A 24,693-nucleotide genomic window follows, 5' to 3' on the forward strand; every position below is an offset into this window, starting at 1 on the left:
AGGCGCGCGGGCATGCCCGCACGCCTTCCGATTGTCCACGCAAACCGCCCAGTACGGCGCGGCCGCGCGGTATCCGGCGCGTACTCGGTCGCTTATTTCGTCGCTTACTTCGTCGCTTATTTCGTCGTATAGCCGCCGTTGATCAGGATCGTCTGGCCCGTGATCCACCAGCCGTCCGTGACGAGATGGCGGATGAACGGCACGACGTCCTCGATGTCGGTCAGCCCCGTCTTGCTGAACGGCGACAGCGCGGCCGCCGTCTTGTGATACGCGACCGCATCGGCGCCTTCGGCCGGGTAGAAGAACGGCGTATCCATCGGGCCCGGACCGACGGCCGTCACCGAGATCCCGCGCGCGCCGTATTCCTTCGCGGCCGCACGCGTGAAGTGCTCGACCGGCGCCTTCGATCCTTCGTACGCCGCATAGAACGGCGTGAACGCGCCGAGCAGCGACGTGACGAGCGTGACGAGCTTGCCGTGATCCTCGAGATGCCGGCCGGCTTCCTTGATGAAGAAGAACGCCGACTTGCTGTTGACCGCGAACATCTCGTCGTATTCGGCCTCGCCGATCTCGACGATCGGCTTCTTCAGCACCTTGCCGACCGTGTTGATCGCGATGTCGATCTTGCCGAAGCGCTGCTTCACGTCGTCGAACAGCTTCGTGACCGCGGCGGCCGTCGTCAGGTCGGCCTGGAACGTATCGGCCTGCGCACCGGCGGCACGCACCGCGGCGGCCGTCTCGTCGGCCTGCGCGCGCGTCGCCGCGCTGTTGTAGTGAATCGCCACGGCCTTTGCGCCGTGGCTCGCGAGGTCCCGCGCGATCAGGCCGCCGAGGTTTTTCGCGCCGCCTGCGATCAGGACGACCTTGTCTGCGAGCGTGTGAGTGGCCACGGTTGACTCCTTTCCGGTTGAAGAAGCTCCGAGTGTAGGCATGCACGCCGCGCCGGTCAGCCGGCCGCGGCTGGATGGATTATCCAGAAAAGCCGCCCAATCGCAGCCGGCAGCCGGCGGCGGCGCCGAACGGTGCGCGACCGCACCGACCGCCGCAGAAAAACCGCGTTGCGCTCAGCGCGCGTGACGCTGCGCGTCGATCTTGCCGAGCAGCCATTGCATGCCCGCGAGATGCTGCTGATCGTGGCTGCACAGGTAATGCAGCAGCCCGCGCACGGTGAGCGGGCCGTAGCCTTCGAATTCGCCGGTGCGTGCGAACTGCTCCGGCGTGAGACGCGACACGATCTCGAGCGTCGTGCGGCGCGCGTCGCGAAACGCCGCGAGCACGTCCGATGCGTACGCGGCATCGTAGCGCCGCTCGATCGCGAGCGCATCGCCGTCGACGGACACGAGCAGCGGCCGGTCTTCCTCGAGCATGCGCCGCAGCCGCACGTGATAGCCGTCGATCTCGATGTCGCGCACGTGGCACAGCTGGCCGAGCGGCGAGAAGCGTTCGCTCGGGATGCCGGTCCAGTCGTCCGGCGTCCAGCGCGCATAGCCGTCCGGCACGGCCGCGAAGTGGGCTTCGAGCAGACGGGGGAAATCGGCAAGTGCATCGAGCGTCGTCGGGTTCATGCGAGCCTCCGGGTCGGACGAGACGATGGCGAACGCGGCGGTGCGCCGCGCGCTTCCTATTTCACGCTGAAACCGTAGCTTCCCTGCGTGCGGTGTCCATCGGTCGCGACGGCCACCCATTTCACCGTATACGCGCCGGCGCCGAGCGCGTTCAGCGGCACGGTCATCCGCTTGCGGTCGCCCGCATCGACGCGCGCACGCCCGTCCGACACCGTCTTGCCGCCGCCGTCGACGACGACGATCGAGCTGAACGCCGGTTCGAGCGTTTCGGTGAAGTCGATCGTCACGGCGGCCGGTGCGGCGGCAAGCACGGCATTGGCGGCCGGATCGCTTTTCGCGACGTGCGCGTGCGCGAACGCGGCCGAGGAAACGGTCGCGGCAAACAGGACGGCGGCCGCGCGGCGGCCGAGCAGACAGGGATCGAAACGCATGGATTCTCGGTCGGGAGTGAACGAACGTGTGATGCGCAGCTTACCAGCGCGCACGGCTTCATGCCGGTGCGCGCGTGCCGCTTGATAGAATGCGCGCGCTATGGATCTCGAAAGCATTCTCTACACGCAGGGCTTCGGCTCGCGCCGCCAGTGCCGCGGGCTGATCGAAGCGGGCCGCGTCGCGATCGGCAGCGCGCCGGCGACCGACCCGGACGCCGACCTCGACACCGACGGCCTCGTCTTCACCGTGGACGGCACGCCCTGGCCGTTCCATGCGCGCGCGTACGTCGTGCTGAACAAGCCGGCCGGCTACGAGTGCTCGCGCGATCCGCAGCATCATCCGAGCGTGTTCAGCCTGCTGCCTGCGCCGCTGGTCGCGCGCGGCGTGCAGTGCGTCGGCCGCCTCGACCAGGACACGACCGGCCTGCTGCTGCTCTCCGACGACGGGCAGTTCGTGCACGCGTACACGTCGCCGAAGCGCAAGGTGCCGAAAACCTACGTCGCGACGGTGCGCCACGCGCTCGATGCCGCGCAGCTCGACGCGCTGCGCGGCGGCGTGCAGTTGCACGGCGAGCCGAAGCCGGTCGCGGCAGTCGCCGCCGACGCGCGCGATCCGCACACACTCGCGCTGACCGTCCTCGAAGGCAAATATCATCAGGTGAAGCGCATGGTCGCTGCGGCCAGCAACCGCGTGGAAGCGCTGCACCGCGAAAGCGTCGGCGGCCTCGCGCTGCCCGCCGACCTCGCGCCCGGCGCATGGCGCTGGCTCGGCGAAGCCGAGCTCGCCGCGCTGCGCAATCCCGTCAAAACCCTGTAAGGGAAAATCCGCACGATCGTTCGCCCTTGCGCCCCACCGTGCGCGACAGTTCCCCCGCTATACTGAAATCACAAGCTGTACGAGCAGCGATGCAGGGGAGACGTCATGCAAACCACTCAGTCATACGTGATGATCGCGTTCGCGATCCTTGGCGCCGCCGCAATCGGCGGATTGCTGGCCGCGATGCGCGCGAAGCACCGTTACCACCCGAACCTGATCGGTGCGCTGCTCGGCGCGCTGATGTGCTTCCTGCTGATCGAGGCGCTACCCGCGCTCACGTGAGGCGCCGCGCGGCGCCAGCGTTTGAAGGAAATCGTCTACGGTCGGATAGCGCAAGCTCACGCACAATTCGGCCTTGAGCCGCGCATTGGACAGGCGCCGCGACTCGCGCATGAACGACAGCAGCGTCGGTTCGAGCTGCCGCTCGGCGTCCGCACGGCTGATCCGCGGCGGCGGCGGCAGGCCGAACGCGTGCGCGACGCGGTCGAAATACTCTCCCATCCGCAGTTCGCTGTCGTCCGACGCGTGCACGACGCGCGCGGGCCGGCCGCGCTCCGCCGTGCGGCGCAGGATCGCCGCGAGATCGTCCGCGTGCACGTGATTCGTGTAGACGTCGTCGGCGGGCTCGAGCGCGGGCGTTCCGCGTTCGAGCCGCGCGAGCGGCAGCCGGTTCGCCGCGTAGATGCCCGGAATCCGCACGATCGATGCAAGCAGCACGCCGCGCACCGTCGCCGCACGCAGTTGCCGCTCGGCCGACACGCGCCGGAACGCGCGCGGATTCGCGGGGCGCAGCGGCTGCGTTTCGTCGATGCGCGCACCGCCGCAATCGCCGTAAACGCCGGTCGTGCTCGCGTACACGAGCCGCGGCGCGCGAAGGCCGTCGGGTACAATACGCCCTTTGCGCGCGGGCGCCTGCAGCGGGCCTTGCGCGGCGCGCAGCCGGCGTAGCCGGCCCGTCGCGGGCTGCGGCGGGCGCCGCCGCGCAGGCATGGTCAATGCGGCGACGAGCGCGCGCGTGCGCCGATCGTCGCGGCCGTCGGGCTGCGGCGGCGCGAGATGCAGGATCGTCCGTGCGAGACCGCGGAGCCGGCGCAGCGTCTGCGGCCGGTCGAGGTCGCCGACGACCGGCGTCGCGCCGGCGGCGCGCAGCGCGTCGCGGCGGGCCGGATGGCTCGTCAGCGCGACGATCCGCAGGTCGCGGCGCGTGTCGCGCCATTGCGCGACGCACCGCAGGCCGACGTCGCCGCAGCCGACGACCAGCACGCGCGGCCGGCGCAGAATTCGAGTCGCGATCATGTTGGTTGCGAGATCAGTAGCCACCGTTGCGCGGCGCGCAACGGATTTGCATTGTAGCTGCCGTGTGCGACATGCACGGTCCCCACATTTTGTTCTAGTTGGTTCTATGGCATTCAACGTCACTCTCAAGCAAAGCGGCCGGCAATTCCAGGTCGAGTCGGACGAAACCGTGCTGGCGGCCGCGCTGCGCCAGAACGTCCATCTGCCGTACGGCTGCAAGAACGGCGCGTGCGGCTCCTGCAAGGGGCAGATCGTGTCGGGGCAGATCGAACAGGGCCCGCATGCCGCGTCGGCGCTGTCGAACGACGAGCGCACGCGCGGCCTCGCGCTGCTCTGCTGCGCGACGGCGCAATGCGATCTCGAGATCGACGTGCGCGAGATCGCGGGCGTCGACGGCGTGCAGGTCAAGAAGCTGCCGTGCCGGATCGCCGCGCTCGAACGCAAGGCCGACGACGTGATGGTCGTGAAGCTGCAGCTTCCGGCGAACGAGCGTCTGCAGTATCTCGCGGGCCAGTACATCGAATTCATCCTGAAGGACGGCTCGCGCCGCAGCTACTCGATGGCCAATGCGCCGCACGAGGAAGGCCCGGTCGAGCTGCACATCCGCCACATGCCGGGCGGCAAGTTCACCGATCACGTGTTCGGCGCGATGAAGGAGCGCGACATCCTGCGCTTCGAAGGCCCGCTCGGCACGTTCTTCCTGCGCGAAGACTCCGACAAGCCGATCGTGCTGCTCGCATCGGGCACGGGCTTCGCGCCGATCAAGGCGATCATCGAGCACGTGAAGCACACCGGCATCACGCGGCCGATGACGCTCTACTGGGGCGCACGCCGCAAGAAGGACATCTATCTCGGCGAGCTCGCCGAGCAGTGGGCGCGCGAGATCCCGAACTTCAAGTACGTGCCCGTGCTGTCCGAGCCGGACGACGCCGATCAGTGGACGGGCCGCACCGGCTTCGTGCACCGCGCCGTGATCGAGGATCTGCCCGACCTGTCGGGCTACCAGGTCTACGCGTGCGGCGCGCCGGTGATGGTCGAGTCCGCGCAGCGCGACTTCACGCAGCACCACGGCCTGCCCGCCGACGAGTTCTACGCCGACTCGTTCACGAGCGCCGCCGATCTCGCGCATCCGGTCTGAGTCCGGCGCCGGCCCGCGCCGCTGCGCGTCGCGATGTCACACGCGTGGCATCGCGGCGGTTTACAGTCGGGCGCGGGATGCCTTATGCTTGCGCACATGAACCGCTTCCTGTCCGCTCTCCGACGTCGCCGCTCGCCGCTCCGCCCGGATGCCGCCGGCTCGTCACGGACTCGCGCGTAACCCGCCCCGCTTCACCGGTTACGCACAAGCTGTTCGATCCACCAGCCACGGCATTCCGTGGCTTTTTTATTGCCCGTTTCCGTTTCCACGTCCGCCGGAGTCTGCTGCCATGCCCCTGAACGATTACCCGATCGACTCGCTGATGTACATCACGAACCGCCCCGACATCGTGTTTACGCACGGCAAGGGGTCCTGGCTCTACGATCACACGGGCAAGCGCTATCTCGACTTCATCCAGGGCTGGGCCGTCAACAGCCTCGGGCACTGCAACGAAGGGATCGTCGAAGCGCTGAAGTCGCAGGCCGAGAAGCTGCTGAATCCGTCGCCGGCGTTCTACAACGAGCCGATGGCGAAGCTCGCCGATCTGCTCACGCAGCACAGCGTGTTCGACAAGGTGTTCTTCACGAACAGCGGCGCCGAGGCGAACGAAGGCGCGATCAAGCTCGCGCGCAAGTGGGGCCGCAAGTTCCGCAACGGCGCGTACGAGATCATCACGTTCGATCAGAGCTTCCACGGCCGCACGCTCGCGACGATGTCGGCGAGCGGCAAGCCGGGCTGGGACACGCTCTACGCACCGCAGGTGCCGGGCTTCCCGAAGGCCGAGCTGAACAACATCGAGTCGGTCGAGAAGCTGATCAACGAGAAGACGGTCGCGGTGATGCTCGAGCCGATCCAGGGCGAAGGCGGCGTGATTCCGGCGACGCGCGAGTTCATGCGCGCGCTGCGCGAGCTGACGCGCCAGCACAACCTGCTGCTGATCGTCGACGAAGTGCAAAGCGGGTGCGGCCGCGCGGGCACGCTGTTCGCCTACGAGCTGTCGGGCATCGAGCCGGACATCATGACGCTCGCCAAGGGCATCGGCGGCGGCGTGCCGCTCGGTGCGCTGCTGTCGAAGGCCGACGTCGCGGTATTCGAAGCCGGCGATCAGGGCGGCACGTACAACGGCAATCCGCTGATGACGGCGGTCGGCCATTCGGTGATCTCGCAACTGGTCGCGCCGGGCTTCCTCGAGGGCGTGCGTGCGCGCAGCGAATACCTGAAGCGCAAGCTGCTCGAGCTGTCGGAGGAGCGCGGCTTCGAAGGCGAACGCGGCGAAGGGCTGCTGCGCGCGCTGCTGCTCGGCAAGGACATCGGCCCGCAGATCGTCGAGAAGGCGCGCGACATGCAGCCCGACGGGCTGCTGCTGAACGCCGCGCGCCCGAACCTGCTGCGCTTCATGCCCGCGCTGAACGTGACGACCGAGGAAATCGACCAGATGATGGCGATGCTGCGGTCGGTGCTCGACACGCTCTGAGGAGAACCCGCCGATGGATGCCGCCGCCGATGCCGTCGTTATCCGCCCGTTCGAACGCGCCGACACCGATGCCGTACTCGCGGTGTGGCGCGACGCGTTTCCGCATTACGATGCGGCCGGCGCGCCGCCGCACCGCGATCCGCAGCGCTCGATCGAGCTGAAGCTCGCGACGCAGCCGGAGCTGTTCTTCGTCGCGGTCTGCGGCACGCGCGTCGTCGGCACGCTGATGGCCGGCTTCGACGGCCATCGCGGCTGGCTCTATTCGTTCGGCGTCGCCAACGACGTGCGGCGGCTCGGCGTCGGCCGCGCGCTGATCGCGCATGCCGAGCGTGCGCTCGCCGCGCTCGGCTGCCCGAAGATCAACCTGCAGGTGCTGCCCGGCAACGACGACGCATGCCGCTTCTACGCGGCGCTCGGCTATCGCGTCGAAGAGCGCATCTCGTTCGGCAAGACGCTGCCGGCCGCGTGACGCGACGGCCGGCAGCGTCGCGTCAGCGCGTGATCGGCCCGGCGTCCGGCAGCGGGTTGCCGAGCGCGTCGGTCGGCACCGCCTGCTTTTCGAACGCGGCGAAATAGGCGGCCCACTGCGTATCGCTCACGCGCACGATCAGCGCGCCGTCCTGCCAGACGTCGTTGTGATCGTTATGGTCGTTGCCTGCGCGGTGCAGGTAGTTCGGGCCCGTCGAGCCCTGGTTCATGTGCGTGTCGTGTATCCCGTTGCCCTGCGCATACGTGCGGCCGAACACGACCACGTCGAACTGCCCCGCCTGCGCGGCGACCGGATGATGGAAATCGTAGACGAGCTTGTAATACAGCAAATCGTCCGCGTCGTTGGTGCCGACGTTGATCGCGACGTCCCAGTCGCCGCCGGGCACGGCCAGCGTCAGGTGGACGTGATACTGCGTCTCGCCGCCGTGCGGTGAACCCTTCAGTCTTGCGACGGCCTTCACCTTCGCCTTTACGAAACCGTAATCGAGACTCATGCGTGCTCTCCATGCGCCGAGGGGGCTCATCATGCTACGCGCTGCGCGTGTCGGCTTGCCGACAGCCGTGCGCCGCCGCCTGCCGTGCCGCATGCGCGGCACGATCGTCGGATGGAGTCGGAATCGCGCGCACAGTTCGATGCCGGGCGCCGCCATGAAAAAAGGCCGTCACGACATCGCGTGACAGCCTTTCGAAAGCGCCCGTATGGCGCGGCCTGGCGGCCGCGCCATACGCGTTCGCTCATTCGCCGAGATACGCAGCGCGCACCTTCGGATCGTCGAGCATCTGCTTCGCATCGCCTTCCATCGTGACCGTGCCCGAATCCATCACGTAGCCGCGGTCGGCCGCCTGCAGCGCGAGGCGCGCGTTCTGCTCGACGAGCAGCACCGTGATGCCCTCCTTCGAGATCTCGCGCACGACTTCGAAGATCTTCTCGACCATGATCGGCGACAGCCCCATCGACGGCTCGTCGAGCAGCAGCAGCTTCGGCTTGGAGAGGATCGCGCGCGCCATCGCGAGCATCTGCTGCTCGCCGCCCGACAGCGTGCCCGCGAGCTGCGACGCGCGCTCCTTCAGACGCGGGAAGAAGCCGAACATCCGCTCGACGTCCTTCTTGATCTGCTCCTTGTCGCTGCGCAGATACGCGCCCATCTGCATGTTCTCGACGATCGACATCCGCGCGAAGATCCCGCGGCCTTCCGGCACCATCGCGAGGCCGCGCTTGAGCAGCTCGTGCGGCGGCACGCCCTTGATCGACTTGCCGTCGTATTCGATGTCGCCGGCCGAGTACGGCTTCAGACCCGTGATCGCCTTCATCGTCGTGGTCTTGCCTGCGCCGTTCGCGCCGATCAGCGTCACGAGCTCGCCCTGACGGACTTCCATGTCAACGCCCTTGACGGCCTGAATGCCGCCGTAGTTGACCTGCAAGCCCTTGATTTTCAACATTGCCGCTGCCATCAGTGCACCCCTGCGCCGAGATATGCCTCAATCACCTTCGGATTCTTCTGCACGTCCTGCGGCAGACCCTCGGCGATCACCTTGCCGTAATCGAGCACCGTCATCCGGTTGCACAGGCCCATCACGAGCTTCACGTCGTGCTCGATCAGCAGGATCGTGCGGCCGTCCGCGCGGATCTTGTCGAGCAGACGCGTGAGTTCGACCTTCTCGGTCGCGTTCATCCCGGCCGCCGGCTCGTCGAGCGCGAGCAGCTTCGGGTCGGTCGCGAGCGCACGCGCGATCTCGAGCCGGCGCTGGTGGCCGTACGACAGGTTGCGCGCGGTGTAGTCGGCATACTGCAGCACGCCGACGTATTCGAGCAGCTCGATCGCGCGTTCCTTGATCTCGCGCTCTTCCTGGCGCTCGGCCGGCGTCTGGAACACCGCGCCGAGCAGCCCGTGCTTGGTGCGCACGTGGCGGCCCACCATCACGTTCTCGAGCGCGGTCATCCCGCCGAACAGCCGGATGTTCTGGAACGTGCGCGCGATGCCGGCCTTCGCGACCTGGTGCACGGCCGTCGGCGTGTAGTTCTGGCCGTCGAGCTTGAACTCGCCGGAGTCCGGCGTGTAGAGGCCCGTGATCACGTTGAAGAACGTCGTCTTGCCGGCGCCGTTCGGGCCGATCAGCCCGTAGATCTCGCCTTCGCGGATCTGCAGCCCGACGTCGGACAGTGCCTGCAGCCCGCCGAAGCGCTTGTTCACGCCCTGCACGGACAGTCGGATTTGCTTGTCGCTCATGTGTGGATCCCCTTGTCCGTTGATTACGCGCGCACCGGCTTCTTGCCGTTGCGCTTGGCCAGCTTCGCGATCTTGTCCTCATGCTTCGGCGCGGGCCACAGGCCTTCCGAGCGATACAGCATGATGATGACCATCGCGAGGCCGTACAGCGCCTGACGGATCACTTCGGTATCGACGACGTCGTGGCCGAACAGCGCGTGCTGCAGCGGGCTCATCGTCGAGCGCAGGAATTCCGGGAACACCGCGAGCAGCACCGCGCCGAGGATCACGCCGGGGATATGGCCCATGCCGCCGAGCACGACGCACGCGAGCACGACGATCGACTCCCAGAACGTGAACGATTCCGGCGACACGAAGCCCTGGAACGCACCGAACATCGCGCCCGACAGCCCGCCGAACGACGCGCCCATCGCGAACGCGAGCAGCTTCACGTTGCGGGTATTGATGCCCATCGCCTTCGCGGCGATCTCGTCCTCGCGGATCGCGGCCCATGCACGGCCGATACGCGAGTGCTGCAGGCGCGTACAGACCCAGATCACGAGCAGCGCGCAGAGCACGAACAGGTAGTAGTACATGTACACGGACGGCAGCTGGAAGCCGAACAGCGTGTGCGTCTGCGACAGGTTGAAGCCGCCGACGTGCACCGGATCGATGCCCGTGATCCCCTTCGGACCGTTCGTGATGTTGACCGGACGATCGAGGTTGTTCATGAAGATCCGGACGATTTCACCGAAGCCGAGCGTGACGATCGCCAGATAGTCGCCGCGCAGGCGCAGCGTCGGCGCCCCGAGCAGCACGCCGAACGTCGCCGCGAGCGCCATCGCGATCGGCACGATGATCAGGAACGGCACGTGCAGCCCGTTCGGCGCGAGCGCCGCGATCCACTCGAACTGCGAGGTCAGGTGCGGCGAGCTGAGCAGCGCCGCCGTATAGGCGCCCACCGCGTAGAACGCGATGTAGCCGAGGTCGAGCAGGCCGGCGAAGCCGACCACGACGTTCAGGCCGAGCGCGAGCATCACGTAGAGCATCGCGAAGTCGAGCACGCGGACCCAGTAGTTGCCGCCGGCCGCGCCGATCACGAGCGGGGCGGCGATCACGAACGCCGCGGTCAGGATGCCGATGGTGACGGTCTTCGCGGTGTTGCGCTCTTCGACGAGCGTCGTCGACGATTCGATCGGTTGAATGGATGTCATGTTGTTTGCTCCCTTCCGTTACGCGCGGTCTGCGACCCGTTCGCCCAGCAGGCCCGACGGACGGAACACCAGCACGATGATCAGCACGATGAATGCGAACACGTCCTGGTAGTTACTGCCGAACACGCCACCCGTGAGATTGCCGATGTAGCCGGCCCCGAGCTGCTCGATCAGGCCGAGTAGCACGCCGCCGACCATCGCACCGCCGAGGTTGCCGATCCCGCCGAGCACGGCGGCGGTGAACGCCTTCATGCCGGGGATGAAGCCCATGTAGAAGTGCACGTTGCCGTATTCGGACGCGATCATCACGCCGGCCAGTGCGGCGAGCGCGGAGCCGATCATGAAGGTGGCCGAGATCACGAAGTTCGGGTTCACGCCCATCAGGCTCGCGGTGTTCGGGCTTTCGGCGATCGCACGCATCGCGCGGCCGAGCTTCGTCTTGTGCACGAGCAGCAGCAGGCCGCCCATCACGATGAACGCGACGGCGATGATCACGATTTCGGTGACCGAGATCACGGCGCCGGGCGTCGTGTCGGTCGCCTTGATCACGTTGATCGGATCGGTCGGCAGCAGTTGCGGGAACGGCAGCGGGTTGCGCGACCAGATGATCATCGCGGCCGTCTGCAGCAGGATCGACACGCCGATCGCGGTGATCAGCGGCGCGAGACGCGGCGCGCGGCGCAGCGGCCGGTACGCGACACGCTCGATCGTGAAGCCGACGAACGCGCAGACGATCGCGGCGATGCCGAGGCCGATCGTCAGCGTCGCGATGTTGCCGAGTTCGGGGAAATGGTTCTGCAGCACGGTGATGGCGGACAGCGCGACCATCGCGCCGATCATCAGCACGTCGCCGTGCGCGAAGTTGATGATGCCGAGAATGCCGTACACCATCGTGTAGCCCAACGCGATGATGGCGTACACACTGCCGAGCACCAGCCCGTTGAGGATCTGCTGGACGAAAATATCCATTTAAAGCTCCTTGGCCCGTGCGGCCGGAGGACGTTGCGCCCCGCGGGTAAGCGAGGAATCGCGCCTTCTCGGCGACACTGCGGGTACTAGTCGATACCGGTAAGGGTTGATCGTCCCGGCGCGCGCCGCCCGGCCTGTACGGCCGGACCTGCCGCCGGAGCGGATACAAAAACGGCACCGCACTGTTCCGGTGCCGTCGTGAGTCCCGTCGCTAAATCGTTACGACATCGAGGACGGTGGTGTGGGCCTCCTTGAAGTCGTAGGGCAGCATGCCGAAACGGCCGGCGTCCGGTTTCCCGAAAGCCGCGCCTGGTTCCGTCCGGGCCGGGGCGAACCCCGTATCCCGCCCGATCAGGTTGCGCACCGCGTCGCGCGCGGGCTCGACCGCCTTGCCGGCGCATGCGCCGCTGCCGCCAAGGGTGTGTGCTCCGACGCCGGACGCGCGCGCCGCACGACGCGTTGCCGCGCGGCGCTTGCCTCCGATCCCGGTCGGGACCGCGTCGGAATTCAGCGGACGAAGCAGGCCGCGTGCGATCGTGCGACGGGCCGTCGCGACGCGCTGCTTCGTCGAATCGGAATGAGCGGGCATCGAGATCGCCGACACGGCGCCGCTCGCGCGGCCGCCATGCGGCGCCGCCGGCGCGCACTGCGCGGCAACCCGCGTGCCCGCCGTCGCGCCGCGCGCGCGGCAGGCCGCGACGGATGCGTGTCGCGAGCCGGCGTGCGTGCGGCCCGCTACGTGGATGTCCTCGATCGTCAAACGTGTCCCGTCTACATTGCTCGGTTGCGCGATACGGCGCCCCCACGACGCCGCACGACCGGTTCTGGCGACGCGCACGTCGCTGGCCGGCGGTGCCGCGCACGCCGCAGCCTCCCTGCCCGCCTCGTCGTCGCTCTTTTTGCTGCAGCCGGCGACCATTGCAACCGGTGCGGCGACGGACACGGCGTAAGCCAACTTCACATGCATCGAATAGGTCTCCCGCGCCTTGCCAAAACCTGCTTTCGAAGCCATTCCGGCCTCAAAACGGGCGCATTGTAACTCCATTTAGAACGCGCCAATATTCCTGATTCGATGGGGTTTTCCTGCATTGCAACCAATTTTGAGAGGCCGTTTGGAACGGATGGAGCAACCGGGTTGCACCATGCCGGGGAACGATGGTTGCGAATGGGGAATTCAACGGACAAAAAAAAGCGCGCCGTCAGGCGCGCTTCGGTGCATCGCGATTGCAATGCGGCAATCAGGCGGCGGGCAGGTTCAGCCCGCGCGGCAGCGGGAACGACACGTTTTCCTCGATCCCCTCGAGCGCGCGCACGTTGCGCACGCCGAGCTCGCGCAGCCGCGCGATCACGGCCTGGGCCAGCACTTCCGGCGCCGACGCGCCGGCCGTCACGCCGATGCGGCGCTTGCCGGCGACCCACGCCGGATCGATCTGCTCGGGCGCGTCGACCATGTAGGCCGCGACGCCGCGCTTCTCGGCCACTTCGCGCAGACGGCTCGAATTCGAACTGTTCGGGCTGCCGACGACGATCACGACGTCGCACTGCGGCGCCATGAACTTCACCGCGTCTTGACGGTTCTGCGTCGCGTAGCAGATGTCCTGCTTCTTCGGTTCGCGGATCTTCGGGTACTTCGCCTTCAGCGCCGCGATGATCTCGGCCGCGTCGTCGACGGACAGCGTGGTTTGCGTGACGAGCGCGATGCGTTCCGGATCGGCGAGCTCGAGCTTCTGCACATCCTCGACGCTCTCGACCAGATGCATCCCGCGCTCGACCTGCCCCATCGTGCCTTCGACTTCCGGATGGCCCTTGTGGCCGATCATCACGATGTCGACGCCGTCCTGGCGCATCTTCGCGACTTCGACGTGCACCTTCGTGACGAGCGGACAGGTCGCGTCGTAAATGCGCAGCCCGCGCACGCCGGCTTCGTCGCGCACGGCCTTCGACACGCCGTGCGCGCTGAAGATCACGGTGTTGCCGGCCGGCACTTCCTCGAGCTCCTCGACGAAGATCGCGCCTTTCTTCTTCAGATCCTCGACCACGTACTTGTTGTGGACGATCTCGTGACGGACGTAGATCGGTGCGCCGTGCATCGCGATCGCGCGTTCGACGATCTCGATCGCGCGATCGACGCCCGCGCAAAACCCGCGCGGCTGCGCGAGCAGGATTTCGGCGTCGGCGGCGACGGTCTGTCCGGACAGCGTATCGGTGGTGCTCATGATTACAGGATTCCGATGATTTTCACTTCGAACGTGAGCGCTTGGCCCGCGAGCGGATGATTGAAATCGAACAGCGCGGAGGTTTCGCCGACTTCCTTCAGCACGCCTGCATATCGGCCGCCGTCCGGTGCGTTGAACTCGATCAGTTCGCCCGGCGTGAAGTCCTCGTCGACCATGCCGTTCTCGCGCAGCGTCGCGAGCGTCACGCGCTGCAGCATGTCGGGATTGCGGGGACCGAACCCTTGCTCGGGCGTTAGCTGAAAAGTCGAATGGTCTCCGACCTTGAGCCCCAGCAGAATCTGTTCCAGCGACGGCGCCAGTTGCCCGGCGCCCAGCAGCAGCGTCGCGGGTTTGTCGGCGAAGGTGTTGACGATGTCGGCGCCGTCGGCCAGTGCAAGCCGGTAATGCAGCGTGACATGGGAACCGGGCTTCACTTCGGATAGATCGATGAGGCTCATGAATTACTCGTTCAGTCGGCGCCCGAAACGGCCGCGAGGCCCAGCGCAAAGCCAATATTGTAAGTCACCTGAGCGCGCAAGGCTGAAAGTGCGACGACGTTGCACGTGCGGCCGCCGCCAATGGAGTTTCGACGATGCTCATATCCTGCCCTCTTCCGCCCGTCGAATGCCGCGACGCGCACGACGCGCCGCCGGCCCCGCCCGAGCGTGCGCAGCCCGACGCGCCGCGCCGGCGCCGGCCGGGCAACTGGCGGCCGAACCTGCCGCGCGAACGGCTGCTCGAGCGCGGGCCCGCCGCGCTGACCGACGACGAGCTCGTCGCGCTGCTGCTCGGCTCGGGCGTGCGCGGGCACAGCGTGTTCGCGAGCGCCCGCGCGCTGCTGGTGCGCTTCGGTTCGCTGCGCGGGCTGCTCGATGCGACGCCGGCCGATTTCGGCGCATGTCCGGGCATCGGGCCGGCGCGCGCGGCACTGCTCGGCGCGATCACCGAGCTCGCGCGCCGCGCGCTCGCGGAAAAGGCGCTGCTGCGCAGGCCGATCGACTCGCCGGCCGCCGTCGACGACTATCTTCGGCTGAAGATCGGCACACGGCCGTACGAAGTCTTCGTCACGCTGTATCTGGACGCGCGGCACGGCCTCATCGACATGGAGGAAAACACGCGCGGCTCGCTGACGCGCATGGCCGTCTATCCACGCGAGATCGTGCGCAGCGCGATGCGGATGAACGCGGCCGCGCTGATCGTCGCGCATAATCATCCGTCCGGCGCCGTGCAGCCGAGTGCCGAGGATCGGCGACTCACACGCACGCTGCGCGACGCGCTCGCGCTGGTCGACGTGCGGCTGCTCGACCACGTCGTCGTCGGCAAGGCCGACACATTCTCGTTCGCGCGCGCCGGTTGGCTGTAGACTGTGGCGCGGCGCCCCTTCGCGGAGCGCCGCAACGGCGATGCGAAATTAGGTTTGATTTTCCTGATATTTTTCTGCTAGAATCGCCGTCTGTCTTTTTTCCAACCAGTTCTAGCCATCGAAGGGCCTTGTCTGCAAGGGCTTGTGCGTTCGGAGTGCGGCCATGGATCACGTGGCGGCGCGATGAGAACCTTCACCGGCGATCGAACCCCGAATTTAGCGTATTAGGAGTGCTCTCATGGCACGCGTATGCCAAGTAACTGGGAAAGCGCCGATGAGCGGCAACAACGTTTCCCACGCGAACAACAAGACCAAGCGCCGCTTCCTGCCGAACCTGCAAAACCGCCGGTTCTGGGTGGAAAGCGAAAACCGTTGGGTGCGCCTGCGCGTTTCGAACGCCGGCCTGCGCCTGATCGACAAGAACGGCATCGATTCCGTGCTCGCTGACCTGCGCGCACGCGGCGAAGCCTAAGCCCAAGGAGCACAATCATGGCAAAAGGCGCACGCGACAAGATCAAGCTCGAGTCGACCGCTGGTACGGGTCACTTCTACACGACCACGAAGAACAAGCGCAACATGCCGGAAAAGATGGAGATCATGAAGTTCGATCCCGTCGCCCGCAAGCATGTGGCGTACAAGGAAACGAAGATCAAGTAATCTCCATTTCCTGCAGCCTGTTGACACGAAAAGCCCCGCTCATGCGGGGCTTTTTGTTTTGCGCGTACGCAGCTTCGTCCGACGCGGTATGCTCTCCCCTTTCCCGCGGCGCGGCCGCCGGAACGCACGAGCCTCAAAGCACAACGATGGAGATGCAGCATGAAATTCGACGTGGCGATCGTCGGCAGCGGCCTGGCAGGGCTGTCGGTCGCACTCAACCTGGCCAGCACGCGACGCGTCGCGCTGATCGCGAAGCGTTCGATGATGGAAGGCGCGAGCGATAACGCACAAGGCGGCATCGCCGCTGTCCTCGATTCGGCGGACAGCATCGAAAACCACGTCGACGATACGCTCGTCGCAGGCGGCGGCCTGTGCGACGAAGGCGCGACGCGCTACATCGTCGAGCACGGCCGCGAAGCGATCGAATGGCTGATCTCGCAGGGCGTGCCGTTCACGAAAGACGACGCGGCCGAACTCGGCTTTCATCTGACGCGCGAAGGCGGCCACAGTCATCGCCGCATCATCCACGCGGCCGACGCGACCGGTCATGCGGTGCTCGCGACGCTGTCGGAGCGTGCGCGCCGGCATCCGAACATCACGTTCTTCGAAAACCATCACGCGATCGACCTGATCACGTCGGACCGGCTCGGCCTGCCCGGCCGCCGCTGTCACGGCCTGTACGCGCTCGACGTCGAGCACGACCGCACGATCACGATCGAGGCGCCGCACACGGTGCTCGCGACGGGCGGCGCCGGCAAGGTCTACCTGTACACGACGAACCCCGACACCGCGACCGGCGACGGCATCGCGATGGCGTGGCGCGCAGGCTGCCGCGTCGCGAACATGGAATTCATCCAGTTCCATCCGACCTGCCTGTTCCATCCGTACGCGAAATCGTTCCTGATCTCCGAGGCCGTGCGCGGCGAAGGCGGCCTGCTGAAGCTGCCGGACGGCACGCGCTTCATGCCCGCGCACGATCCGCGCGCGGAGCTCGCGCCGCGCGACATCGTCGCGCGCGCGATCGACTTCGAGATCAAGAAGCGCGGGATCGACTGCGTCTATCTCGACATCAGCCACCAGCCCGAAGCGTTCCTGCGCGAGCACTTCCCGACGATCCACGCGCGCTGCCTCGAATTCGGCATCGACATCGCCAAGGAGCCGATTCCCGTCGTGCCGGCCGCGCACTACACGTGCGGCGGCGTCGTGACCGACCTCGCCGGACGCACCGATCTGGCCGGCCTGTATGCGGTCGGCGAAACGTCGTACACGGGCCTGCACGGCGCGAACCGGCTCGCGAGCAATTCGCTGCTCGAATGCCTCGTGATCGGCCGTGCGGCGGCCGGGGCGATCGAAGCGGCCGGCTTCGACGTCGAAGCGACAGGCCCGCTGCCCGCATGGGACGAGAGTCGAGTGTCCGATGCCGACGAAGAAGTCGTCGTCGCGCACAACTGGGACGAGCTGCGCCGCCTGATGTGGAACTACGTCGGCATCGTGCGTACCGACAAACGCCTCGAGCGCGCGAAGCACCGGCTGTCGCTGCTGCGCGACGAAATCCACGAGTACTACGCGAACTTCCGCGTGACGCGCGATCTGCTCGAACTGCGCAATCTCGTCGACGTCGCGACGCTGATCGTGAAGAGCGCGCAGTCGCGCCGCGAAAGCCGCGGGCTGCACTACAGCCGCGACTGGCCGAACACGCTGCCGAAGGCGCTGCCGAGCGTGCTGCAGCCGCGTTCGCGTCGCTGAGCGACGCGCGCGCTGACCGGAACGAGAAAGGCCGCCGGCGCATACGCACCGGCGGCCTTTTCATTGCGTCGCTGCGCGCCGCGCGATCAGGCGACGATGCGCATCGAATAATCGGTCGCGCGCACGTCCTTCGTCAGCGCGCCGATCGAGATGCGGTCGACGCCGGTTTCGGCGAACGTGCGTACCGTATCGAAATTGACGCCGCCCGACACTTCGAGCACCGCCTTGCCGGCCGCTACGCGCACCGCTTCGCGCATCATGTCGAGCGTGAAGTTGTCGAGCAGCACCGACTGCGCGCCGTGCGCGAGCGCCGTGTCGAGCTGCGCGAGCGTCTCGACCTCGATCTGCACGGGCACGCCCGCGTTCAGCGCGAACGCCGCATCGAGCGCCTCGCCGACGCCGCCTGCGGCCGCGATGTGGTTTTCCTTGATCAGAATGCCGTCGTACAGCGCAAGACGCTGGTTCTCGCCGCCGCCGACGCGCACCGCGTACTTCTGCGCGAGCCGCAGCCCCGGCAAGGTCTTGCGCGTATCGAGAATCTTCGCGCGCGTGCCTTCGATGCGATCGACGTAGCGGCGCGTCGCCGTTGCGACACCCGACAGCAGCTGCAGGAAATTCAGTGCATTGCGCTCGGCGGTCAGCAGCGCGCGCGCCGGCCCTTCGAGTTCGCAGACGATCGAATCGGCCGTCATCCGGTCGCCTTCGCGGTAGCGCCACTGCACGGCGATCGACGGATCGATCCGCGCGACCACTGCGTCGAACCACGGCACGCCGCACAGCACGGCTTCCTCGCGCACGATGATGCGCGCACGGCGGCGCTCGTCGGCCGGCACGAGCCGCCCGGTCTGATCGCCGGGGCCGACGTCCTCGGCGATCGCATCCGCGACGTTGCGCGCGATCGCGTCGTCGAAGGCCGCGCCGTATTGCGCGCGGATCGCGTCGTAAAGCGGAGAAACGGCGCTCGTCATGCCGCCCCCACGTTCGCGAACAGCGGCTGATCGCGCTGCAGATCGCCGCTCGCCTGCACGCGCTTCTTGTGCGCGGCCGCGAACGCGAGCATGCGGTCGATCGGCAGACGCGCGCGTTCGCCGATCGCGGGATCGACAAAGATTTCGTTGTGGCCGCGTTCGAGCACGTCGGCGAGATTCGCGAGGCCGTTCATCGCCATCCACGGGCAATGCGCGCAGCTCTTGCAAGTCGCGCTGTTGCCGGCCGTCGGTGCGGCAATGAAGGTCTTGCCGGGCGCAGCCAGCTGCATCTTGTGCAGGATGCCGAGATCGGTCGCGACGATGAAACGCGTCGCGTCGAACTTCACGGCCGCGTCGATCAGTTGCGTGGTCGAGCCGACGACGTCGGCCTGCGCGACGACGCTCTCCGGCGATTCCGGATGCACGAGCACCTTCGCGTCCGGATATTCGGCGCGCAGCAGGTCGAGCTCGATGCCCTTGAATTCGTCGTGAACGAGGCAGGAGCCCTGCCACATCAGCATGTCGGCGCCGGTTTTCTTCTGAATATAGCTACCGAGATGGCGATCCGGCGCCCAGATGATCTTCTCGCCGCGCGCGTGCAGATCGGCGACGATCTCGAGACCGATCGACGACGTGACCATCCAGTCCGCACGCGCCTTCACGGCCGCGCTCGTGTTCGCGTAGACGACGACGGTGCGATCGGGATGCGCATCGCAGAACGCGGAGAACTCGTCGACGGGGCAGCCGAGATCGAGCGAACAGGTCGCGTCGAGATCGGGCATCAGGATGCGCTTGTGCGGGCTCAGAATCTTGGCGGTTTCGCCCATGAAGCGCACGCCGGCGACGACGAGCGTCTGCGCATCGTGATCGCGCCCGAAGCGCGCCATCTCGAGCGAATCGGCGACGCAGCCGCCAGTTTCGTCGGCCAGTTCCTGCAATTCGGCGTCGACATAGTAATGCGCGACGAGCACGGCCTTTTCACGCACGAGCAACGCCTTGATGCGCGCCTTGAGCGCCGCACGCTCCTCCGCAGACGGCGTCTCGGGCACCTTCGCCCACGCCTGCCCGACGCCGCACGTGGCGCCTGCCGCGAGCGGCCGATCGTATTCGACGGACTTGATCGTCGATTGCATCTCACAGTCTCCTGTCGGCCGCCGCACGCGCCTGCGCATGCCGCGACCCCATGCTTCGCACCGGCCGGCGTACGCGCGCCGCGCGTGCCGGCCCCAAACACCATTCAGCGTCGCCCATCGCGACCGCGAAAACCGGCGGCCGAAATGAAAAAACCCCGCCAGCGCGGGGTTTGTGACGTCCTGAGATTCTAATCGATTTCGAATCAGGCGTAGCGGCGCAGGCGCATCGCAAATTCCTGCAATGCCTTGATGCCGCTTTGTTCGGCGCGATGGCACCAATCCTGCAATTGTGCGAGAAGCTGTTCGCGCGACGCGGTCGAACGATCCCAGATCGCGGCCAGATCCTGGCGCAGCTGGAAATACGTGTGCAGCTTCTGGCTGTTCGCGAAGATTTCCGGCAGCAGCTTCTTCTGCGGCTCGTCGAGGCCGTCGGCATCCTTGTGGAACCACTTGCGCGCGCCGCGCATCAGCTGATACTTCTCGCCGCCGAGCGCCTTCAGATGCGCAAGCTCCTGACGATACGCGCGCTTCACGGCCTTGCCGTAACGCGCCATCACTTCGTAGCGGTTCGACAGCACGGCTTGCAGCGTTTCCTGGTCGAGCACCGTCTTCGGCTTGTTCAGGCGCGGCGTCGGCGCGACCTTCTTCACCTTCGCGAGGCCGAACGCAGACATGATGCGGATATACATCCAGCCGATGTCGAATTCGTACCACTTGTTCGACAGCTTCGCGGACGTCGCGAACGTGTGGTGGTTGTTGTGCAGCTCTTCGCCGCCGATCACGATGCCCCACGGAAAGAGGTTCGTGCTCGCGTCGGCCGAGTTGAAGTTGCGATAGCCCCAGAAGTGGCCGAAACCGTTGACGACACCGGCCGCCCAGAACGGAATCCAGACCATCTGCACGGCCCACACGGTGAGGCCGATCACGCCGAACAGCGCGACGTCGATCACCATCATCAGGCTCACGCCGAGGATCGGGTATTTCGAATAGACGTTGCGCTCGATCCAGTCGTTCGGCGTGCCGTGGCTGTACTTGCGCAGCGTCTCTTCGTTCTTCGCTTCCGCGCGATAGAGCTCAGCGCCTTCGAGGAACACCTTCCAGATCCCGCGCGTCTGCGGGCTGTGCGGATCCTCCTCGGTTTCGCACTTCGCGTGGTGCTTGCGGTGGATCGCCGCCCATTGGCCGGTGAGCATGCCGGTCGTCATCCACAGCCAGGCGCGGAAGAAGTGGCTGGCGATCGGGTGCAGCTCCAGCGCGCGGTGCGCCTGGCAGCGGTGCAGATAGACCGTCACGCCGATGATCGTGACGTGCGTGACGGCCAGCGCGAACAGCGCGACCTGCCACCACGAAAAACGCAGAAGCCCGTGAGAAAGAAAATCGAGCAGGGAATTCAGCAAGGCAGTTACCTGTGGTGAGTGCGACGCCGGCAACGGGCCGACGTCATAAAAATGAAAGCATACCGCGAATAGACCGAAATTTTACTTCAACCGTTCCAAGTCTTTGTAAAAAATGAATATTTTCTTGTCGAGAAGCAACGGGAACGGTCCACGGACGGACGCCGCGCCCGCTGCGCTCCCGTTTCGGCCGCTGCGCGTCACGCGGCCGGCTGCTGCGCGCTCGACGCGGGCGCCGCGTCGGCCGCGCCGCCGTCCGCAGGAGGCTCGTTGGCCGCCCGCACCGTGCCGCCGAGCGCGTCGGGCAGCCCGATCACGCGCACCTCGCGCTGCGGGTACGGAATCGAGATCCCGTGCTCATAAAACAGCCGCCAGATGTTCCGGTTCACGTTCGAGCGCACGCTGCCGGTGCCCGTCGCCGCGTCCGCAATCCAGAAGCCGAGCTCCAGGTCGATCCCGTCCGCGCCGAAACCGGCGAGAAACGGCGTCGGCGCCGGCTCGTCGAGCACGCGCGGCACGCCGCGCGCCGCCTCGGCAAGCAACGCCAGTGCCTGCTCGACGTCGTTCGTGTACGCGACCTGCACCGCGAGCTTCGCATAGCCGCGCGTCAGGTACGACGACTGGTTCTGCACGACGTCGGTGATCAGCTTCTCGTTCGGAATCAGCGTCTCGTTGCCGTCGAGGCCGCGTACGACCGTGTAGCGCGTGCGGATCTGCGTGACGACGCCCTGCAGGCCGCCGACGCTGATCGCGTCGCCGAGCCGCAGCGAGCGGTCCAGCAGGATGATGAAGCCCGACACGTAGTTGCTCGCGATCTTCTGCAGCCCGAAGCCGAGGCCGACGCCGACCGCGCCGCCGAACACGCCGAGCACCGTGACGTCGATGCCGACGAGCGACAGCCCGATCAGCACCGCCGCGAACACGAGCAGCGCGCGGCCGACGCGCGAGAGCACGACGCGCAGGTTCGCATCGAGCGTGCTCGCGCGAGCGAGCCGGTCCTCGAGCACCGAGCCGAGCCACATCGCGACCATCAGCGTCACGCAGACCCACAGCGCGCCGGAGATCAGCGACAGCAGCGTCAGGTGCGCGTTCGCGACGCGGAACTGCACGCTGTCGAGCCAGTCGAGCACGTCGCGCTGGATGCCGAGCACGGTCAGCACCATCGCGGCCCACACGATCACCGACACGAGCTTCTCGACGATCGACAGCCACGCATGCGAGTGGCCGTCGCGCGCGAACACGCGCCGCGCGAAGAAAAACAGCACGTAGATGAGCCCGATGCCGAACAGCGGCACCAGCGCGAGCGACAGCAGCGATGTCGACATGAACGGCTCGAACGCCAGCTGCGCGGCCAGCACGAACAGCCCGCCGAACAGCGGAAAGAGCGCGCGCTTCAGGCTCTGCGCACCCGCGCCCGGCAGGCGGCCGGCCGCCCGCCGGCGTGCGTCGATCCGGCCGTGCACGAAGCGCGCGGCGACCCAGGCGAACGCCAGCGCGCCGACGAGAATCGCGGCCTGCCAGATCATGACCGGCTCGTTGAAGTCGCGGATCACCGACGCGAGCCGGTGCGACAGCAATCGGTTCTCCATCGTCCGTGCCCTGCTCCGTTACTGCGCCGCGCGCCGCTCGAGCACCGCGGCGAAGAAGCCGTCGGTCGCGTGGCGGTGCGGCCACAGCGAGAGGTAATCGCCCGTCTCGAGCTCGATGCGCTGATCGGCGAGCACCTTCTGCGCCGGCACGAGCACGAAGTCGGGATGATCGGCGAGGAACTGCTCGACGATGCGCTCGTTCTCGGCGTCGAGCACGCTGCAGGTCGCGTAGACGAGGCGGCCGCCCTTCTTCACGAGGCGCGCCGCGCTCGCGAGGATCGACGCCTGCTTCGGCGTGAGTTCGTCGACCGACGTGCGCGTCTGGCGCCACTTCAGGTCGGGATTGCGGCGCAGCGTGCCGAGACCGCTGCACGGCGCGTCGACGAGCACGCGGTCGATCTTGCCGGCGAGCCGCTTGATCTTCGCGTCATGCTCGCTGTCGATCAGCACGGGGTTCACGTTCGACAGCCCGCTGCGCGCCAGGCGCGGCTTGAGCTTCGCGAGACGCTTCTCCGACACGTCAAACGCATACAGCCGGCCGGTCGAGCGCATCATCGCGCCGAGCGCGAGCGTCTTGCCGCCCGCGCCCGCGCAGAAGTCGACGACCATCTCGCCGCGACGCGGCGCGACGAGCGAGCACAGCAGCTGGCTGCCCTCGTCCTGCACCTCGATCTGCCCTTCCTCGAAGAGCTTCAGACGCGTGAGCGCCGGCTTGCCGACCACGCGCACGCCGTGCGGCGCGAACGGCGTCTCGCCCGCGTCGATGCCGTTCGCGCGCAGCGCGTCGATCACCTGCTCGCGCGTGGCCTTCAGCACGTTCGCGCGCAGATCGAGCGGCGCCGGATAGTTCAGCGCGGCGGCGAGCTGCGCAAGCTCCTCGGCATCGAAGCGCGTCGACAGCGCCTGCTGGATCCAGTCCGGCAGGTTCGTGCGGATGCGCACCGGCAGGCTCGCCGGATCGATCTTCGATACATGCTCGAGCCACGCCGCCTCGGCGGGCGACACGAACGGCTTCAGCGCGTTGCGGCCCATCGTCTGCATCAGGCCGAGCAGCGTCAGGCGCCGCGCGGGGCTGCCCGTGCCGCTCTCGGCCAGATGCGCGAACTCCATCTTGCGGCGCAGTACCGCGAACACCGCTTCGGCGATCACGCCGCGCTCCGCGTGGCCGAGCTTCGGATGCGCGCGGAAAAAGCGGCTCGTCGTCGCGTCGGCGGGACCGGCAAATTTCAGCACTTCGGCCAGCAGCGTCTCGGTCTGGCCGATCAGGAATCCGTGCAGCTTCATACACCCTCGCTCGTTTCGGTTTGCGGTTGATCCGCGAAAATCCAGCGCGCCTCTTCGGGCGCGACGATCGCACGATCGCCTTCGAGGCGCAGGCGCCCTTCGACGAACCAGCGCACCGCCCGCGGATACAGCACGTGCTCGACCGCCAGCACGCGCTGCGCGAGCGCCGCGGCGTCGTCGCCCGCGCGCACCGGCACCGCGCCCTGCGCGACGATCGCGCCGCTGTCGAGTTCCGGAATGACGAAATGGACCGTCGCGCCGTGCAGCGCGACGCCCGCGTCGAGCGCCTGCTGGTGCGTGCGGATGCCCTTGAAGCTCGGCAGCAGCGACGGATGAATGTTCAGCAGCCGGCCTTCATATCGTCTGACGAATTCGGGCGTCAGGATGCGCATGAAGCCGGCGAGCACGACGAGATCGGGCGCGAAGCGGTCGATCTCGGCGGCGAGCGCCGCATCGAAGCTGTCGCGGCCGTCGAACGACCGATGGTCGACCACCGCGGTCGCAATGCCGTGCGACGCGGCAAAGGCGAGGCCGGCCGCGTCGGGCCGGTTGGCGATCACGGCGGCGACCTCGGCCGGCCAGCGTTCGTGCGTGCATGCGCGGACGATGGCCTCCATGTTGCTGCCGCGACCGGAAATCAGGATCACGAGTTTTTTCATCCGCGAATTTTACCATTCGGCCCCGCGTTTCCCGCCTCCTCAGCCGCCGCGCCGCCCGAACGTTTATAATCTTCTGCTTTGCGG

Annotated in this window: 27 protein-coding genes; 9 read left to right on the forward strand and 18 right to left on the reverse strand. The window is 67.1% G+C overall.

Going from position 1 to position 24,693, the window contains the following annotated elements:
- Positions 1–116: 116 nt before the first annotated feature.
- The 3 genes from ACSHSS_RS08940 to copC form a co-directional block, all read right to left on the reverse strand.
- Positions 117–890, reverse strand: a complete 774-nt coding sequence (locus tag ACSHSS_RS08940; RefSeq protein WP_445544844.1) for an SDR family oxidoreductase — start codon at positions 888–890, stop codon at positions 117–119.
- 174 nt (positions 891–1,064) lie between these two features.
- Positions 1,065–1,565: a DinB family protein gene (locus ACSHSS_RS08945; RefSeq protein WP_107998625.1), complete on the reverse strand. Its 501-nt coding sequence runs from the start codon at positions 1,563–1,565 to the stop codon at positions 1,065–1,067.
- A gap of 56 nt (positions 1,566–1,621) precedes the next feature.
- A complete protein-coding gene (gene copC, locus ACSHSS_RS08950) occupies positions 1,622–1,996 on the reverse strand; it encodes a copper homeostasis periplasmic binding protein CopC (RefSeq protein ID WP_445544845.1) in 375 nt (124 codons plus the stop codon).
- 100 nt (positions 1,997–2,096) lie between these two features.
- Between copC and ACSHSS_RS08955 the strand changes: the two genes are divergently transcribed.
- Positions 2,097–2,813, forward strand: a complete 717-nt coding sequence (locus ACSHSS_RS08955) for a pseudouridine synthase (RefSeq protein WP_217103840.1) — start codon at positions 2,097–2,099, stop codon at positions 2,811–2,813.
- A gap of 105 nt (positions 2,814–2,918) precedes the next feature.
- Positions 2,919–3,095 (forward strand): hypothetical protein, encoded by a 177-nt coding sequence (locus ACSHSS_RS08960; RefSeq protein WP_012212871.1) that lies wholly within the window; start codon positions 2,919–2,921, stop codon positions 3,093–3,095.
- Here the strand turns inward: ACSHSS_RS08960 and ACSHSS_RS08965 are convergent.
- Positions 3,078–4,109 carry an NAD-dependent epimerase/dehydratase family protein gene (locus tag ACSHSS_RS08965; RefSeq protein WP_217261842.1) on the reverse strand — a complete coding sequence of 344 codons (1,032 nt, stop codon included), beginning with the start codon at positions 4,107–4,109 and terminating at the stop codon, positions 3,078–3,080. The two genes, ACSHSS_RS08960 and ACSHSS_RS08965, sit on opposite strands and share 18 nt — an antisense overlap.
- A gap of 106 nt (positions 4,110–4,215) precedes the next feature.
- Here ACSHSS_RS08965 and ACSHSS_RS08970 point away from each other — a divergent pair, with 106 nt between their 5' ends.
- The 3 genes from ACSHSS_RS08970 to ACSHSS_RS08980 all read left to right on the forward strand — a co-directional run bounded on the left by ACSHSS_RS08970 (position 4,216) and on the right by ACSHSS_RS08980 (position 7,190).
- Positions 4,216–5,247 (forward strand): CDP-6-deoxy-delta-3,4-glucoseen reductase, encoded by a 1,032-nt coding sequence (locus ACSHSS_RS08970; protein WP_006398558.1) that lies wholly within the window; start codon positions 4,216–4,218, stop codon positions 5,245–5,247.
- Between the two features lie 289 nt (positions 5,248–5,536).
- On the forward strand, positions 5,537–6,721 hold the full coding sequence (locus ACSHSS_RS08975; RefSeq protein ID WP_445544846.1) for an acetylornithine transaminase: 1,185 nt from the start codon (positions 5,537–5,539) through the stop codon (positions 6,719–6,721).
- Between the two features lie 13 nt (positions 6,722–6,734).
- A complete protein-coding gene (locus tag ACSHSS_RS08980; protein WP_006405869.1) occupies positions 6,735–7,190 on the forward strand; it encodes a GNAT family acetyltransferase in 456 nt (151 codons plus the stop codon).
- A gap of 22 nt (positions 7,191–7,212) precedes the next feature.
- On the opposite strand, the gene ACSHSS_RS08985 is transcribed toward ACSHSS_RS08980, so the two are convergent.
- The 8 genes from ACSHSS_RS08985 to ACSHSS_RS09020 form a co-directional block, all read right to left on the reverse strand.
- A complete protein-coding gene (locus ACSHSS_RS08985) occupies positions 7,213–7,704 on the reverse strand; it encodes a DUF2278 family protein (RefSeq protein ID WP_445544847.1) in 492 nt (163 codons plus the stop codon).
- Between the two features lie 241 nt (positions 7,705–7,945).
- Positions 7,946–8,662 carry an ABC transporter ATP-binding protein gene (locus tag ACSHSS_RS08990; RefSeq protein ID WP_012212865.1) on the reverse strand — a complete coding sequence of 239 codons (717 nt, stop codon included), beginning with the start codon at positions 8,660–8,662 and terminating at the stop codon, positions 7,946–7,948.
- Positions 8,662–9,438 (reverse strand): ABC transporter ATP-binding protein, encoded by a 777-nt coding sequence (locus tag ACSHSS_RS08995; RefSeq protein ID WP_006398552.1) that lies wholly within the window; start codon positions 9,436–9,438, stop codon positions 8,662–8,664. The genes ACSHSS_RS08990 and ACSHSS_RS08995 overlap by 1 nt, the downstream gene beginning before the upstream one ends.
- A gap of 23 nt (positions 9,439–9,461) precedes the next feature.
- On the reverse strand, positions 9,462–10,631 hold the full coding sequence (locus ACSHSS_RS09000; RefSeq protein WP_006398551.1) for an ABC transporter permease subunit: 1,170 nt from the start codon (positions 10,629–10,631) through the stop codon (positions 9,462–9,464).
- Positions 10,632–10,649: 18 nt separating this feature from the next.
- Complete coding sequence (locus ACSHSS_RS09005; protein WP_006405872.1) at positions 10,650–11,600, reverse strand: branched-chain amino acid ABC transporter permease; 951 nt, start codon at positions 11,598–11,600, stop codon at positions 10,650–10,652.
- A 211-nt stretch (positions 11,601–11,811) separates the two neighbouring features.
- The gene (locus tag ACSHSS_RS09010) at positions 11,812–12,612 is read right to left on the reverse strand and encodes a branched-chain amino acid ABC transporter substrate-binding protein (RefSeq protein ID WP_105841232.1); all 801 of its coding nucleotides are present in this window, start codon (positions 12,610–12,612) and stop codon (positions 11,812–11,814) included.
- A 226-nt stretch (positions 12,613–12,838) separates the two neighbouring features.
- Positions 12,839–13,816 carry a 4-hydroxy-3-methylbut-2-enyl diphosphate reductase gene (ispH, locus tag ACSHSS_RS09015; protein WP_006398548.1) on the reverse strand — a complete coding sequence of 326 codons (978 nt, stop codon included), beginning with the start codon at positions 13,814–13,816 and terminating at the stop codon, positions 12,839–12,841.
- A 2-nt stretch (positions 13,817–13,818) separates the two neighbouring features.
- A complete protein-coding gene (locus ACSHSS_RS09020; RefSeq protein WP_006405874.1) occupies positions 13,819–14,274 on the reverse strand; it encodes an FKBP-type peptidyl-prolyl cis-trans isomerase in 456 nt (151 codons plus the stop codon).
- 134 nt (positions 14,275–14,408) lie between these two features.
- On the opposite strand from ACSHSS_RS09020, the gene radC reads away from it, so the two are divergent.
- The 4 genes from radC to nadB all read left to right on the forward strand — a co-directional run bounded on the left by radC (position 14,409) and on the right by nadB (position 17,582).
- On the forward strand, positions 14,409–15,179 hold the full coding sequence (gene radC / locus ACSHSS_RS09025) for a RadC family protein (protein ID WP_035952147.1): 771 nt from the start codon (positions 14,409–14,411) through the stop codon (positions 15,177–15,179).
- A gap of 238 nt (positions 15,180–15,417) precedes the next feature.
- On the forward strand, positions 15,418–15,651 hold the full coding sequence (rpmB, locus tag ACSHSS_RS09030) for a 50S ribosomal protein L28 (RefSeq protein ID WP_004186391.1): 234 nt from the start codon (positions 15,418–15,420) through the stop codon (positions 15,649–15,651).
- Between the two features lie 17 nt (positions 15,652–15,668).
- On the forward strand, positions 15,669–15,836 hold the full coding sequence (rpmG, locus tag ACSHSS_RS09035; protein ID WP_004185395.1) for a 50S ribosomal protein L33: 168 nt from the start codon (positions 15,669–15,671) through the stop codon (positions 15,834–15,836).
- A gap of 159 nt (positions 15,837–15,995) precedes the next feature.
- Entirely contained in the window at positions 15,996–17,582 is a 1,587-nt protein-coding gene (nadB, locus tag ACSHSS_RS09040; protein ID WP_006398543.1) for an L-aspartate oxidase, read from the forward strand.
- Between the two features lie 86 nt (positions 17,583–17,668).
- On the opposite strand, the gene nadC is transcribed toward nadB, so the two are convergent.
- The 6 genes from nadC to purN form a co-directional block, all read right to left on the reverse strand.
- Entirely contained in the window at positions 17,669–18,550 is an 882-nt protein-coding gene (gene nadC, locus ACSHSS_RS09045) for a carboxylating nicotinate-nucleotide diphosphorylase (RefSeq protein ID WP_006416142.1), read from the reverse strand.
- Positions 18,547–19,683: a quinolinate synthase NadA gene (nadA, locus tag ACSHSS_RS09050; protein WP_006398541.1), complete on the reverse strand. Its 1,137-nt coding sequence runs from the start codon at positions 19,681–19,683 to the stop codon at positions 18,547–18,549. Before nadA ends, nadC begins: the two co-directional genes overlap by 4 nt.
- A gap of 203 nt (positions 19,684–19,886) precedes the next feature.
- Positions 19,887–21,080: a DesA family fatty acid desaturase gene (locus tag ACSHSS_RS09055; protein ID WP_006398540.1), complete on the reverse strand. Its 1,194-nt coding sequence runs from the start codon at positions 21,078–21,080 to the stop codon at positions 19,887–19,889.
- Between the two features lie 197 nt (positions 21,081–21,277).
- Positions 21,278–22,666 carry a mechanosensitive ion channel family protein gene (locus ACSHSS_RS09060; RefSeq protein WP_445544848.1) on the reverse strand — a complete coding sequence of 463 codons (1,389 nt, stop codon included), beginning with the start codon at positions 22,664–22,666 and terminating at the stop codon, positions 21,278–21,280.
- Between the two features lie 18 nt (positions 22,667–22,684).
- On the reverse strand, positions 22,685–23,950 hold the full coding sequence (locus ACSHSS_RS09065; protein ID WP_006398538.1) for an RsmB/NOP family class I SAM-dependent RNA methyltransferase: 1,266 nt from the start codon (positions 23,948–23,950) through the stop codon (positions 22,685–22,687).
- A complete protein-coding gene (purN, locus tag ACSHSS_RS09070; protein ID WP_006398537.1) occupies positions 23,947–24,609 on the reverse strand; it encodes a phosphoribosylglycinamide formyltransferase in 663 nt (220 codons plus the stop codon). The genes ACSHSS_RS09065 and purN overlap by 4 nt, the downstream gene beginning before the upstream one ends.
- Between the last annotated feature and the right edge of the window lie 84 nt (positions 24,610–24,693).

This window comes from Burkholderia sp. BC1, assembly GCF_052683555.1.